The organism is Streptomyces lasalocidi, from assembly GCF_005280215.1.
In the GTDB taxonomy this organism is placed as follows: domain Bacteria; phylum Actinomycetota; class Actinomycetes; order Streptomycetales; family Streptomycetaceae; genus Streptomyces; species Streptomyces longwoodensis.
The window spans coordinates 157506-170515 of sequence record NZ_SZNQ01000001.1; the positions used below are offsets into that span (position 1 = coordinate 157506).

The window sequence follows — 13010 nt, forward strand, 5'->3', positions numbered from 1 at the left end:
GCGAACCGGATCACCCGGAAACCAAGTCGATCCTTGATTCCCTCCTGCCCCAACCTCCCGGACCCGGACCCGCCAGACCCCCTTCCGTCACCCGCACGTCCACCAAACCGATCACGCACCCCGCACCCACCAACTCCCCGCCTACGCCGCGACCACCGCCTTGATGAAGCCCCTCCGGGAAGTCGGTGTGGACGACTCCCGCAGCCTCGGGAGCCGTCGCGCCCTTCATGAGGGTCCAGGCGCGAAACTGCTCAGAGGTCGTTTTCTCCCGTTGTTTCATCCCGTAATCGGTTGTTTCGCGTCCTTCCTCGGATCGCGCCAGGAGATCGTGTTCTCGCCGGTGAAGCGGCGGGCCATGAGGTCTGTCATCGCGATATGGATCACGGCTTCGGATCGGCTGGGAAGGGTTTCGTAGTCGCGCGCGAGGCGGCGGTGGAGCATGAGCCAGCCGTAGGTCCGCTCGACCGCCCACCGTTTCCGGATCGGGGTGAAACCCCTGGTCCCAGGCTTGCGGGCGGTGATTTCCATGTCGATGCCGAGGGTGGCTGCGTGCTCGACGAGGTGCTGACGGTAGCCGCCGTCGACCCAGACCTTGCGGATCCCGGGGTGGTCGGCGGCGACCTGGTCCAGGAGCCGGGCGCCGGCGATGGAGTCCTGCACGCTCGCCGCGGTGACCAGCACGGCGAGGAGAAGGCCGAGCGTGTCGGTGACGATGTTCCGCTTCCTGCCAACGATCTTCTTGCCCGCGTCGATGCCCTGACCGGAGGCCGGCACGCTGGTCGAGGTCTTCACGCTCTGGGCGTCGATCACGCACGCTGAAGGCTCGCCCGCCCGCCCTTCCTTCTCTCGCAGCAGCTGCCGGAGCAGGCCATTGAGCTGGGCGAACACACCCTCGTCCGCCCACTTGGCGAAGTAGCCGTAGACGGTGTTCCAGTGCGGGAAATCATGCGGCAGGTAGCGCCACTGCACCCCGGTGCGATCCACGTACAAGATCGCGTCCATGATGTCGCGCAGGTCGTGTTCGGGCGGCCGGCCGAAGTCCAGGGCTCGGCCGCGGCGCTCGAAACGCCAGGCCGCAAGGACCGGCTCGATCAACTCCCAGCGCGCATCGGACAGATCACTCGGATACGGACGTCGCTTCGCCATGCCTCCGACGTACCGCTCCAGGCGGAGTGCGCCCAGGCGCATAGCGGCGACAGTCGAAGCACACACGACTGCGAAGGCCGGGCATCCTGGGATGAGACAGGATTATGTCTCTCTCTGCCTCATCCGCAACCCCGCCCGCCTCATAGATATCGGCCGCCTCCGCCACCTCACCTGAACCACAACCCGACACTTCGAGACTCCACCGATAAGTGGGCAGTGAGGGTGAAAACGACCTCTCAGAGGGCGTTTCTTTTGACTGCCGGTGCGGTGTGAGGAGCCTCCGCGCATGAGCTACGACCTGGCCGTCCGGGAAGGCGAGCGGCCCGCGGACGGCAAGATCGCCCGCCGGGTCTTCAGCGACCTGTACGACCGATACCTCGACGGTGAAGTCACGCAGCCGCCATCCGCAGGCATCACGGCCTACGTCACCGCGCTTCTCCAGCAGTGGTGCGACATCACCGAAGACGAGGACGAAACCTCACCCTGGCCGGTCGGGCCGCTGATCGACGCTGCAAGCGGTCCGTTGATCTACTTCGGCATGGACTAGAACAGGGCCGACGAAGCCTCGGACTACGCAGCAAAACTGGCTGACTCGATGGGACTGAACTGCACCGACGTGCAGCACGACCGGCTCAGACCCTGAGAGGCATCCCCGACCGGCGGTACCCGACAAGGACCGCATGCTCCAGGCAAGCCGGATGGCGCCGGCCGCTCTACCCAACCCGACCCCTCCGGCCAGGCCGTGCCCGGCACACGACTCGGACAATCACACACATCACATAGACAACACCTACAGGACGCACCCACCACGGCCATAACCGCGCGCCCCCCGCGCCCGCGCCGACAGCCAACCACAGCGGCCACGACCCGCAGACGGACAGCCACCGAACACCGCCCCACCCGCAAAGCCCGCACCCACAGACCGCCCGAACCACAGCCCCCTCGCCGGACCTGCCCACCCAGACCGAGACAGCCCGGCGTCCCTCAGACGACAACGACCCCGCCGCAGAACAGGCACCCCAACCACACGACAAGGGGGGCCGGCAACAACCGACCCCCTCACCACCCCCCCCCAGCACACACCCACCACACCCAGCAGCCCAGCCCCCCCCCCCCAGCCACGGCCCCCCCCGGCCCCCCCCCCCCTGCCGCAACCGCCACCGGCCCACCCACCCGCCGCCCCACAGGCCACCGACCACACCAACAGGACCCGCCCCGCGGCCTCACACCGACGCAGGCACCCGGCCCTCCGGCTCCCCCACCAACCGCACCCCCCGCCGCGGCCTCACACCGACGCAGGCACCCGCTCCTCCCGCTGCTCCGCCACCAACCGCGCCCCCCGGTCCACCGCCAGATCAAGCCGCAACAACACCGACGGCGACGCAATCGACGGCAACAAATTCTTCAACAACAACGACACCCGGTACTCCACATCCGCCAGATCCGTCTCCAACTGCGCATACATCTGCACACCGTTGAACGCACCCACCACCAACTCCGCGATCTCCCGCGGCACCACATGCGACAACGTCTCCCCCCGCCGCCCCGCCTCCTGCAAAATCTCCGTCAACAACCCCACCCACTGCGACCACGCACTCCCGTAATGATCACGCCCCACCGGATCCGCCGACAACCGCGCACCCGCCCGCAAAATCGGATCATGCCGCAACCGATGCGCCACCGACATCGCCAGATCCACCACCTCCTGCAACTTCACCTCCTGCACCGGCGGCCGATACGACGTCTGCTCCTCCAACACCCCCCTCGCCAACGCCTCCTTCGAATCAAAATGAAAATACAACGCCCCCTTCGTCACCCCCGCAATCCGCAAAATATCCGTCACCTTCGCCGCCACATACCCATGCTCCGCAAACACCCGCGCCGCAGCCTCCACCACAGCAAGACGGGTCCTGATCGCCCGCTCCTGTTGCGCCATGGAACCCTCCTCCCACCAACCAGCCGCGCAACACCGGCACGGAACCACCAGAAAAAAACCGACTAGGAGGTACCTTAAGCAGAAACCCAACCAACCACCAGAGCCAAACACCCAACCCACACCCCTTCCCCCCACCCACCACCCCACACCACCCAGAACGCCCCCAGAGTCAATCCGCGCGAGTACCCCACCTCGCGCCCGTCAACACCCCCTCCGCCCACAGCCGCCCGCATCCACGTGAGCCATGCCGGATCAGGGATCAGGGAGCCAAGAGTGATGCGACCGGCCCAACGAGGTACCGATCTCGGCCCGGCCACGACGCCCCGCCAGCACTTCCTGCCCTACACTCCCCGACCCTAGCCACTGCCCGACGGATCATGTGATCACTAGGATCCAGAGGTCAGGATCCGATGCTTCCCGCAGCGGACGGCGAACGGGGGGGGCTATGCGGAGTCGACAGCTGCATGGAAGCCTCGGGACGGCGGTGGCCCTGCTTCTCGCGGTATCTGCAGCCACGCTGCTAGGCAGGTCGTGGAGCGCCTGTGACGTAGGAGTCAACAACGCGGCCAACAGCGGTTTCCTGCTCTGGCTGTTCATCCCAGGTCTGTGGACGGTCCTGCTGCTGCTCTGGGCAGCGGTGGGCGCGCTTCTTGAGAACCGTCCTCCACTCCGTACTCTTGCCCTCGCGGTGACGCTCCTCGGCGCCGTCTGGTGCGTCATTTCGATCTTCTGGGAATTCAGCGTGACTCCGGCGTGCCCCAGCGGCGTGCCCCCGTGGTGGCCGAGCTTCATCCCCACCCCAGGCTTCTGAGAGATCGCCCCCCTCCCCCCGGTCCACGCACACGCTCAGGCCACGAACCATTCGCACCGGACGGAGCACCGGCGAACAAACCCCATGGAGGCTGGTCCAGCCGCCCCGCCACGAGCACCCTCGGCGGCCCGCCGGCAACAGCAGCGCCAGGCGTCCGCCTCCACCAGTACCCGCCCCGCCCACCCAGGACCGGCACCCGCGAGGCCGGCCCCTGCCACACCCGCCTCACAGCCGCCTGCCTGTCCACCCGCACCCCCGGCGCCCACCACAGCAGCGGAAACAACCGGCTAACCGAAGAGGAACCGGCCCTACCCGCCCGACCCAACATCTTCGGCAATAAACCGACTCCCCGGTATCGTCAACGCTCCTGTCGTCGGCCACCTCCGCCGACCGCCCCACCCAAACGGCCCAGCAAGGCATGCCACCGCTTCACAGGACAGTCCACGCTGAAGCGGTGACCATGTGCTTCCGCATGCCAGGGGGACCCGAGCCCTACCGCGCCGGTGTCTGACCGGCGCTCCCGTGAAGCTCGTGCGAGCAGGAAGCCGTCCATACGACGAGAGGCCTGACCGATGACTGACACGGACGTACTGGTGGTCGGCGCAGGACCCGTGGGCCTGACCCTGGCGGCCGAGCTGCGGCGGCACGGCGTGGACTGCCGCATCGTCGATCGGCTGTCCGACCCCCAGCCCCACGCCAAGGCCATCGGCATCGTGCCCCGCACCCTGGAGGTGTGGGACACCATGGGCCTGGTGGACAGGGTGCTGGACGAGGCCGTGCCGCACCTGGGCCAGATCGTCTACGTCGACGGCAAGGCACGCCCCCAGGTCGAGCTGACCCTGCCGCCCGAGGTCCCCTATCCCTTCGCGACGCTCCCCCAGTGCACGACGGAGCGTCTGCTCACCGAGCACCTCGCCCGCTTCGGGACAGAAGTCGAGCGACCCGTCGGGCTGCAAGCGGTGGAGGTACGTCCGGACGCAGTCCAAGCCGTCCTCGCGCACCCCGACGGCAGAACCGAACGACTGTCCGCCCGCTACATCGTGGGCTGCGACGGCGCGCACAGCCTCGTCCGCAAGGCGGCCGGTCTGACCTTCGACGGCGACGCGCTCCCCGAGCTGTACATGATCGGCGACGTCGAGCTCGACTGGGAACTGCCCGCCGGTTACAGCATGCGATCGGTCAACCTGGACGAGAACGGCGAGATGGACGACATGCTCGTCTGCATCCCGATGGGCGCTCGACGCTACTGGCTGTCCATGCTGCGTCCCAACAACTCCCAAGCCACTCCCGCCGCCCCAGCAGACACAGGCACCGACACAGGCGCCCGCACAACGACCACCGCCGCCACCACCGAGAACAGCCGCACCACCCCAGACGACACCACCCTTGGCTCAGGCAGCGGAAAGGGCCCCGACCTCGGGCAGATCCAAGCCGTGCTCGACCGGTTGGCGCCGGAGGTGACGACCGCCTCCTCGTTGCGCTGGTCGTCGGCGTTCCGTACCAGTCACCGTCTGGTGGACCGCTACCGCAACGGCCGCCTCTTCGTCGCCGGGGACGCCGCGCACATCAACCCGCCGATCGGTGGCCAGGGACTCAACACCGGTGTGCAGGACGCGCACAACCTCGCCTGGAAGCTGGCTCTGGTCGTGCGCGGTCTCGCCGCGGAGGAACTGCTCGACACGTACCACGCCGAACGCCACCCGGTCGCGCAGGAGATGGTCAACCGCACCGTCCAACACGCCCGCAACGTCCGCCAGGTCGGCTCCGGTCCCCTCAACGGCGGCGCCCAGGCGGAAATGATGCTGTGGCGTCAGGCCCAGTTGCTGGTCTCCTACCCGGACAGCCCGCTGACGGCCGCGCAGACGGAGAACCGCACCGCCGAAGCCGGCCCCGCCGCCGGTCACCGGGCACCGGACTGCCGCGGCCTCATCAGCGACCTCGCCGCCTACCCACGACGGCTGTTCGACCTGCTGCGTACGCCGCGGCACGTGCTGCTGCTGTTCGCGGGGCCCGAGCACGCCTCGGACCGGGGTGCCGAACAGCTCGAGGCGTGCGCCTCCGCGGCGCAGCGCGCCGCCCACGGTCTGCTCGACGCCTACTTCATCACCGGCGCAGACGTACCGCAGGACGCCCGTCCGGTCGGTCTGCGCCCGTCGCGCGTGCGGGACGCGGCCGGTGAGTTCCGTGACGCCTACGCCCCGCAGGACGGGGAAGCCATCCTCATCCGTCCGGACGGGTACGTCTCCGGGCGCTTCCACCCCGCCACACCCGAACGTGTCGCGGAGCACCTGCGGCACACCTTCGTCTGACCCTGTCTGCGGCGAGTGCCCGCCGCACGAGTGGTCACCGGAGGCAGGCCATACGGGGGAGGTAGCGGTGTCGGCGGGCAGGGCGGCCACGTGGACGGTTATGCATCACTCGTCCACGTCCCCCGTCGGAGGTCGCAGTGAACCGCAGAAGGGCCCTGGCCGCGCTGGCCGGCGCGGCCGTGTGTGTCGGAGTTCCGGGCATCGCCGGGTGCGAGCGGGAGGCGGCGGACCCGGCCGCACCCACCGCACCGGGGTCCCCGGCCCACCCCGCTCCCCCGCGCCCCGTCGCCCGCACGCTGCCGGGGATCGGACCGGCCGTGCTCGGCCGTATCCCCGCGGCCGCCCGGCAGGTGCTGGTGGTCACCGGCCCGGCGGCCGACACCAACGAGGCCCGGGTCATGCTCTACCAACTGGAGCCGGACGCGGGCTGGATCCCCGTCGCGGGTCCGTGGCCGGCCCGCAACGGACTGCGCGGGTGGGCCGACGACCACAACGAGAACGACCTGCGCACCCCGATCGGTGTCTTCCCGCTCAGCGACGCCGGGGGGCTGCTGCCCGACCCGGGCACCCGGTTGCCGTACCACCAGGACGAGGGCTTCACCGCCTCCGGCGCCGGACACCTGGGCGAGCCGCTGGACGGCGCCTTCGACTACGTCATCGCCATCGACTACAACCGGGTGCCGGGCAACAGCCCGTTGGACGAGACCCGGCCGTTGGGGGACGGCGAGGGCGGCGGCGTGTGGCTCCACGTGGACCACGGCGGGCCGACGAACGCCTGCATCGCCTTGAACAAGGCGTACATGGTGGCGCTGCTGCGGGTCCTGGACGCGTCCCGGCACCCGGTCGTGGTGATGGGTCCCGAGGCGGCGCTCCGGGCGTGACCAGCCGTCGTCGCGTCCCTCGCCCCCGTCCTGGGCGGATCGAGCGGCGATACGCCCCCTCCCTTGAGCCGTCTGGTACCAACTAGGTACCATCGTGGGTATGCCGTCACTGAACGTGTCCTTCTCCGACGAGGAAATGGAAGGCGTCCGCGCCGCCGCCGCCGCCGAGGGCAAGAGTCTCAAGCAGTACCTGCACGACCTGGGCGTGCGCGAGATGCACCGCAAGCAGTTCGTCGCCGGTGCCACAGCGTGGGCCGACAGGCTGCGCCAGGAGTTCGACGAGGCGTTCCCCGACGAGGTCCCGTCGGCCCGGCGCGGCGGGGCTGCGGCCGCCTGATGGTCCTGCACATCGACGTCTCCTGGCTGCTCGACGTCCAGGAGGCCGCCCTCGGGCACGAGGACGTGACCGTCACCGACTACTCCGCGCTGGTCGCGGCCGTCGCCCGGCACAAGACCCGGATGCCGACGCTGGAGGCGTCCGACCCGGACACCGCCTGGCGCGCGGCCGCGCTCCTGCACACGGTCGTCCGGCTGGAGCCCCTCCCCCATCGCAACAGTCTCTTCGCCGCCTTCGTGGCCGCCCAGTACATGGACCAGTCCGGCGAAGGCATCGACCCGCCGTACGGCGCCCTGTCGGATCTGGTCAGGAAGGTCCGCGACAGCCGGCTGGGCATTTACGCCGTCGCTGAGGCGCTGCGCTCCTGGCGCATCTGACCCGGGCGACGGGCGTACGCCGGTTCCGCGCGACGGGCGTACGCCGCTTCCGGGCGGCGGGCTGTCCCGCGTGAGTCGGTCTCCGTCGACGGCGGCAACCTTCGCCCGCCTGCGGCGCGTCCCGGCCGGTCTGCGAGGATGTCGGCGGCCGTCCGCACCGGGTCCGCCGCGCTGCGCGGGCCCGGGAACGCGCAGGCGGCGACAGGCGGGCGGGGTCGGGTCCAGGGGCCCCGCGGGTGGGAGAGCGGAGTGGTGCGGGACGTGCCGGAGTACCCGGAGTACCTTGCCGCGGCGGTGTTCGCCGCGGGCGGCCTCGTGCATGCCGTGCTGGCGCCGCACCGGTTCTCCACCGCGGTCCTGTTCTGCCTCGCGGTGACGTCCGCCGGGCTCGGTGTGGCCGCTCGCAGTGCGGAGACCCACCAGACCGTCACCACCGTGCTCGCCGTCCTCGCGCTGCTCGGGGCGCTGGCGCTGGGCCTGCTCCTGCTGGTCGACGCCGTCCTCCTGGTGCGGCGCTACGGGCCGCAGACGCCGTTGCTCGCCACCGGCGCCGCCGGCTGCGCGGTGCTGGCGGTGCTCGGCCTCGACGCCGTCCTGTACGGGGTCGGCGGCGAGGTGGCGGGTGGGCTCATGGTCGCGGTGAACGCGGCCGCGGGGTACCTCTCGCTGCTCTTCCTCGTCTTCACGGGATATGTGATCGTTCGGGGGCGCAGCAGCCCGCCGCCCGGGACCACCCATGTCGTCGTGCTGGGCGCCGGGCTCGACGGTGACCGGCCCGGGCCGTTGCTGCGGCGCAGGCTGGAGCGCGCCCTCGCGGTCGACGCCCCTGGCGTAGCGGACTCGGATCCTGTGACGTTCGTCGTCTCGGGCGGGCAGGGCGACGACGAGGTCGTCTCCGAGGCGGAGGCCATGGCCGACTACCTGCGCGCCCGCGGAGTGTCCTCCGACCGGATCGTGCGGGAGGACCGCTCCGTCAACACCCGGCAGAACCTGCGCTTCAGCGGGGCCCTCATGGAGCGCGCCGGTCCCGGCCACCGGGCCACGGTGGTCACCAGCGGCTTCCACGTCTACCGCACCACCCTGCTGGCCCGCCGAGCCGGGGTCCCCGTCGACGTCATCGGCGCGCCGACCTCCCCCGCGTACTGGCTTTCCGCGACCCTGCGCGAGTTCGCCGCCGTCCTGTGGCTGGACCGGGTCCCGCTGGTCGGGCTCAGTCTGCTGCTGGCGGTGCCCGTGGCGACGGCGGTGTTCCAGGGCTGAAGTACGTGGGCCGACCGCACTCGTTGGCGCGCGACCCGGCTGCCGCACCCACCGCACAAGTGTCTGATGGACAACCAGCGGTCGTCGAGGTGTCACGCCCCCTTCGGGAGGGGATGCGGGGTCCAGGGCTGCCGCACGGGAGTCGGCGACGGCTTGCCGGTCGGCCCACCACGACGCCGTGCGACCAGGAGTGCCGAGGAGACGCCCGTGCCACAACCGGGACACGAGCCAGCCGTCCACTACACCGAGGTCGCGGACCAGGAGGTGCGCAGTCTGCGGACCCGCTACTGCCGGTTGCGCACCGGGGCGGGCGCACCGGTCGCCGAGCTCGAGGTGGTCTCCTTGCGGGTCCGCTTCGGCGCGGTGACCGTCGACGCGGAGGGCATCGGTGGCGTGGAGACCGAGCCCGGGTTCCGGCGGCGGGGTCACATGGGCCGGCTCCTGCGCCAGGCGCTGACCGGCATGGCGCAGCGGGTGGACGTCGCGTTCGTGTCCGACGGCATCGAGGGGGTGTACGAGAAGTTCGGTTTCGTGAGCGCTGTGCCGGAGGGAACTCTGGTCGTCCCCGTGCGCAACGTCGAACGCGCGACGGGAGTCGATGCGGGAGCCGCCGTCCCGGGTGTCCACGGCCGCTCGGTGGCGGATCTGCCGGCGATGGTCCGTCTGTACAACGCGGCGCACGCTCAGCGGCCCTTCACCCAGGAACGACGGGTCGGCTGGAACCGGCTCGTCGCCGGGGCCACGTGGCAGCCCGGGTCACAGGTCCTCGTCCTGCCCGCCCACGGCGCCCTCGCGGGCTACGCCGTGCTGGAGGGCCGGGCCTACGGTGACCCCGTGAGGTCGGTGGTCGCGGACGAGCTGGTGGCCGAGGACGCGGCTGCGGCAGCCCTGCTGCTCTCTGCCCTCGCCGGGCTGTGCTGGCAGAGCCGGCTGAGCGAGTTCTCGGTCCGGGAGCCGGCCGACAGCCTGGTGGGCCGCGTGGCACGTCGGATGGGCTGCAGCGAGCAGCGGGGGTTCCGGCCGAGCGGCGGCATGATGGCGGCCGTTCTGAACCGGTCGGCGCTCGTGCGCGAGCTCGAGCCCGAGCTGCGCCGCCGGGCCGGCCGGGAGCAGCCGGACCCGGACTGCGACACGGCGCTCGCCGCGCTCCGGCGCGGCGATCTGGTCCCCGATGACGCGGTACTCGTTCGGCTGCTGCTCGGTCACTGGTCAAGCGATGACGCCGATGCGGCGGGCGCGGCGGTGCCCGAGCGGTACCGCGACCTGTGCTCGGCCTGGTTCCCGGGAGGGGGCACCCCCTCCCTGTCCACCCCGTACGCCCACCGCCTGGACCGCTTCTAGCGGCGCGTCGCGCGCGCCGCCCACACCCCGGTTGCCCCTCGAGCCGACCGGTGTCGCACCCGGCCGCGGGCCGCGGCCGGTGGTCCACGCGGAAGGCCGGACGTCACGAACCGCCGAACGTGCGCACGAGCGGCACGAGGAGGCGTTCCGCGTCCTGGAGGGGGAACTGAGCCTGGACGTCGACGACCGGACGCTCACGCTCGGCGCGGGCGCGTACGCGGTCGTGCCGCGCGGGGCGGTGCACCGGCCCTACAACGCCGGCCCGGTCCAGGTGCGGGTTCCTGTTCATCACCTCGCCGGCGCTGGACGGCTTCTTCGCCGAGATGGCCGAGCTGAACGCGGCCACCGGCGGGCGTCCCTCGCGCAGGCGCTGCGTGACCTGGGCGCACGCTGGGACTGCGTGTTCACCGCCCTGCCCGGCGGAGGGGCGACGACCCGGATGGTGAACGAGGACCGGTGATCCGGCGCGGGCGGGGACCTCGGCTGCCGTGATGTGCGCGCGGTGCCCGGAGGCGTCGGCCCGTTATCGGCGTGCCGGTGCGATGAGTTCGCCGGCCGTCGGCAGTCTCCCCTGTACACGCACCTCCGTCGGCCGAGCAGGGGCCGCGGGGCCGGAGGCGTGGCGGAGCGAGGGAGTCCACGATGCCCCACTCGATTCGGCTGTACATGTCGATGTCGCTCGACGGGTTCATCGCCGGGCCGGACGACCGGCCAGGTCAGGAGCTGGGACGGGACGGCGGACGGCTCTTCGACTGGCTCGACGACCGGGAGTCCGACGGGCCGAGCGGCCAGGTCTACCGCGAGGCGCTGGCGACCGGCGCGCTGATCTCCGGTCGGCGGACCTTCGAGCTCGCCCGGCGCTGGCAGGGCGACCATCACGACGGGGTGCCCATCTTCGTCCTCACCCACCACGTGGACGACGGGGACGAGCCGCCCGGCCACGCGCGGTTCGTCACCGACGTCGACGAGTGCGCCCGGTTGGCGCGCGCGGCCTCCGGGGACCGGCCCGTCATGGTGCACGGCGCGGGGGCGGCGCAGGCGCTGCTGCGCGCCGGGCAGCTGGACGAGATGGAGATCCACCTGGTGCCGGTCCTGCTCGGGGGCGGCCGTCGGCTGTTCGACCACCTCGGTGGTGAGCACACCGAGCTCGAACTCGTCCGGCGGCTCGAGGACCGGGACGTCACGCACCTCCGCTACCGGGTGCGCCGGGCCGGGGAGGCGGCGTGAGGACGCTCTTCGTCTCGTACCGCGTCACCGGCCTGGAGCGCTCCCTGCGCTTCTACACCGCCCTTGGCTACGGCGTGCTGGGCCGGGTCGAAGCGGGCGACGGGAGCCGCCTGGTGATCCTGAAGTTCCCCGAGGAGACGGCGGCTTCGCTGGAGCTGGTCCACCGTCCCGCCGACGGACCCGTCGACGTGGGCAGCGGCGTCGACCACCTCGCGGTCCAGGTGGAGGGCATGGCCCGCACCCTGGAGGCGCTGGCCGGGGCCGGTCTGGACCCGGGGCCCGTCCTGAGTCCGGGTGGTCCCGCGGGCCCGAGGACCTCGTGGCTCACGGACCCGGACGGGTACCGGATCGAACTGGTGGAGTGGCCGGCCGGACACCCCGACGGGATGACCGCGGCGGACTTCTCCTGAGCGGCGGGCCCCGAGCCCCGGCGCCGCCGGCCTCTGCGGGCGGCCGCCGCGGCCGGGACCGCCGGTGAATTGCCGACGGCCGTCGCCGCCCCGGTCAGTCCGGTTCCGTCGTCGTGATCACCATCAGCTTGGTCACCTTGCCGTCGTCGTCGACCACGTCGCGCACGGGCCTGAAGCCCAGGCGGCGGCACATGGCGAGGCTGGCCTCGTTGTCGGCGCCGACCATGCCGTAGGCCTCCTTCAGGCCGAGGTTGTCGGCGGCGTGGCGCAGCAGGCCGCGGACCACCTCGGTGCCCAGGCCCCGGCCCCAGTAGGGCGGGGCGAGCGCGGCGACCAGTTCGTGTCCGTCGACGTTGCCGGTCTTCTTGACCTCCGCGTGCCCGACGAACTCCTCGTCCTGCCAGAGCCCCCACACGTCGAACAGCTGCTGGGGGTAGACGTCGTCGAGGATGGCGCGGAACAGGGTGCGGATTTCCGCCTCGGGCACGCGGTCCTGGCCCATCCAGCGGCAGACCTCCTCGTCGCGCAGGAGCTCCACGAAGTGGTCCTCGTCCTCGGGTCGGTAGGGGCGGAAGATGAGTCGTTCGGTGTGCAGGACGGGTGTCATGTGGGCTCCTCGGGCGGTGCGGGCCAGGCGGGCGGGACCGGTCCGGGGCGCGTCGTCACCGGGTGCGCCCCGGACCGGTCCCGCGCAGGTGCGTCAGGCTTCGGCGTTCTCCATGCGCTCCCGCAGGCTGCGCGGGCGCATGTCGGTCCAGACCTCGTCGACGTAGGCGGAGCACTCGGCCTCGGTGCCCTCCTTGCCGACGGGCTGCCAGCCGGCGGGCACCTCGATGTCGGCGGGCCACAGCGAGTACTGGTCCTCGTCGTTGCGCAGCACCTGGTAGCGGGTGTTCTCGTCCATGTCTGTCGGTCTCGCTCTCTGGGTCGTGACGGGTGGGTGGTTCCGGTGTGTGGTGGGTCCGGTCGTGCGGT

15 protein-coding genes and 1 pseudogene are annotated in these 13010 nt (G+C 71.2%); 11 read left to right on the forward strand and 5 right to left on the reverse strand.

The annotated features are described in order from the left end of the window. Window positions 1-150: 150 nt before the first annotated feature. Both E4U91_RS38600 and E4U91_RS00670 read right to left on the reverse strand, forming a co-directional pair. Window positions 151-253: pseudogene (locus E4U91_RS38600) on the reverse strand (DUF933 domain-containing protein); the annotation flags it as partial. Window positions 254-276: 23 nt separating this feature from the next. After that, a complete protein-coding gene (locus E4U91_RS00670) occupies window positions 277-1146 on the reverse strand; it encodes an IS5 family transposase (RefSeq protein ID WP_137304608.1) in 870 nt (289 codons plus the stop codon). A gap of 286 nt (window positions 1147-1432) precedes the next feature. Here E4U91_RS00670 and E4U91_RS00675 point away from each other — a divergent pair, with 286 nt between their 5' ends. Next, entirely contained in the window at window positions 1433-1693 is a 261-nt protein-coding gene (locus tag E4U91_RS00675; protein WP_241678446.1) for a hypothetical protein, read from the forward strand. A 738-nt stretch (window positions 1694-2431) separates the two neighbouring features. On the opposite strand, the gene E4U91_RS00680 is transcribed toward E4U91_RS00675, so the two are convergent. Then, window positions 2432-3082 carry a ScbR family autoregulator-binding transcription factor gene (locus tag E4U91_RS00680; protein ID WP_137304704.1) on the reverse strand — a complete coding sequence of 217 codons (651 nt, stop codon included), beginning with the start codon at window positions 3080-3082 and terminating at the stop codon, window positions 2432-2434. Window positions 3083-3566: 484 nt separating this feature from the next. Here E4U91_RS00680 and E4U91_RS00685 point away from each other — a divergent pair, with 484 nt between their 5' ends. From E4U91_RS00685 to E4U91_RS00735, 10 genes are all read left to right on the forward strand, one after another. Continuing rightward, window positions 3567-3893 carry a hypothetical protein gene (locus E4U91_RS00685; RefSeq protein ID WP_137304705.1) on the forward strand — a complete coding sequence of 109 codons (327 nt, stop codon included), beginning with the start codon at window positions 3567-3569 and terminating at the stop codon, window positions 3891-3893. Between the two features lie 572 nt (window positions 3894-4465). Further along, entirely contained in the window at window positions 4466-6202 is a 1737-nt protein-coding gene (locus tag E4U91_RS00695) for an FAD-dependent monooxygenase (RefSeq protein ID WP_137304707.1), read from the forward strand. A 137-nt stretch (window positions 6203-6339) separates the two neighbouring features. Then, complete coding sequence (locus tag E4U91_RS00700) at window positions 6340-7083, forward strand: hypothetical protein (protein ID WP_168218041.1); 744 nt, start codon at window positions 6340-6342, stop codon at window positions 7081-7083. A gap of 100 nt (window positions 7084-7183) precedes the next feature. Then, window positions 7184-7420 carry a hypothetical protein gene (locus E4U91_RS00705; protein WP_168218042.1) on the forward strand — a complete coding sequence of 79 codons (237 nt, stop codon included), beginning with the start codon at window positions 7184-7186 and terminating at the stop codon, window positions 7418-7420. Next, the gene (locus E4U91_RS00710; protein ID WP_137304708.1) at window positions 7420-7797 is read left to right on the forward strand and encodes a toxin Doc; all 378 of its coding nucleotides are present in this window, start codon (window positions 7420-7422) and stop codon (window positions 7795-7797) included. Before E4U91_RS00705 ends, E4U91_RS00710 begins: the two co-directional genes overlap by 1 nt. A 261-nt stretch (window positions 7798-8058) precedes the next feature. Beyond that, window positions 8059-9057, forward strand: a complete 999-nt coding sequence (locus tag E4U91_RS00715) for a YdcF family protein (RefSeq protein WP_168218043.1) — start codon at window positions 8059-8061, stop codon at window positions 9055-9057. Window positions 9058-9264: 207 nt separating this feature from the next. Then, window positions 9265-10398 carry a GNAT family N-acetyltransferase gene (locus E4U91_RS00720; RefSeq protein WP_241678447.1) on the forward strand — a complete coding sequence of 378 codons (1134 nt, stop codon included), beginning with the start codon at window positions 9265-9267 and terminating at the stop codon, window positions 10396-10398. Beyond that, complete coding sequence (locus tag E4U91_RS39875; RefSeq protein ID WP_422070929.1) at window positions 10283-10858, forward strand: cupin domain-containing protein; 576 nt, start codon at window positions 10283-10285, stop codon at window positions 10856-10858. The genes E4U91_RS00720 and E4U91_RS39875 overlap by 116 nt, the downstream gene beginning before the upstream one ends. A 182-nt stretch (window positions 10859-11040) precedes the next feature. Beyond that, window positions 11041-11625 (forward strand): dihydrofolate reductase family protein, encoded by a 585-nt coding sequence (locus E4U91_RS00730; RefSeq protein WP_137304712.1) that lies wholly within the window; start codon window positions 11041-11043, stop codon window positions 11623-11625. Beyond that, on the forward strand, window positions 11622-12035 hold the full coding sequence (locus tag E4U91_RS00735; RefSeq protein WP_137304713.1) for a VOC family protein: 414 nt from the start codon (window positions 11622-11624) through the stop codon (window positions 12033-12035). Before E4U91_RS00730 ends, E4U91_RS00735 begins: the two co-directional genes overlap by 4 nt. A 94-nt stretch (window positions 12036-12129) precedes the next feature. On the opposite strand, the gene E4U91_RS00740 is transcribed toward E4U91_RS00735, so the two are convergent. Together E4U91_RS00740 and E4U91_RS00745 are read right to left on the reverse strand one after the other, a co-directional pair. Then, a complete protein-coding gene (locus tag E4U91_RS00740) occupies window positions 12130-12642 on the reverse strand; it encodes a GNAT family N-acetyltransferase (protein WP_137304714.1) in 513 nt (170 codons plus the stop codon). A 93-nt stretch (window positions 12643-12735) separates the two neighbouring features. Further along, window positions 12736-12939 (reverse strand): MbtH family protein, encoded by a 204-nt coding sequence (locus tag E4U91_RS00745; protein ID WP_137304256.1) that lies wholly within the window; start codon window positions 12937-12939, stop codon window positions 12736-12738. Between the last annotated feature and the right edge of the window lie 71 nt (window positions 12940-13010).

Excerpts from the sequence above, each read along its gene's own strand:
- E4U91_RS00670 (WP_137304608.1), bottom strand. The coding sequence starts at position 1,146 with ATGGCGAAGCGACGTCCGTATCCGAGTGATCTGTCCGATGCGCGCTGG.
- E4U91_RS00675 (WP_241678446.1), top strand. The coding sequence starts at position 1,433 with ATGAGCTACGACCTGGCCGTCCGGGAAGGCGAGCGGCCCGCGGACGGC.
- E4U91_RS00680 (WP_137304704.1), bottom strand. The coding sequence starts at position 3,082 with ATGGCGCAACAGGAGCGGGCGATCAGGACCCGTCTTGCTGTGGTGGAG.
- E4U91_RS00695 (WP_137304707.1), top strand. The coding sequence starts at position 4,466 with ATGACTGACACGGACGTACTGGTGGTCGGCGCAGGACCCGTGGGCCTG.
- E4U91_RS00705 (WP_168218042.1), top strand. The coding sequence starts at position 7,184 with ATGCCGTCACTGAACGTGTCCTTCTCCGACGAGGAAATGGAAGGCGTC.
- E4U91_RS00710 (WP_137304708.1), top strand. The coding sequence starts at position 7,420 with ATGGTCCTGCACATCGACGTCTCCTGGCTGCTCGACGTCCAGGAGGCC.
- E4U91_RS39875 (WP_422070929.1), top strand. The coding sequence starts at position 10,283 with ATGCGGCGGGCGCGGCGGTGCCCGAGCGGTACCGCGACCTGTGCTCGG.
- E4U91_RS00730 (WP_137304712.1), top strand. The coding sequence starts at position 11,041 with ATGCCCCACTCGATTCGGCTGTACATGTCGATGTCGCTCGACGGGTTC.
- E4U91_RS00740 (WP_137304714.1), bottom strand. The coding sequence starts at position 12,642 with ATGACACCCGTCCTGCACACCGAACGACTCATCTTCCGCCCCTACCGA.
- E4U91_RS00745 (WP_137304256.1), bottom strand. The coding sequence starts at position 12,939 with ATGGACGAGAACACCCGCTACCAGGTGCTGCGCAACGACGAGGACCAG.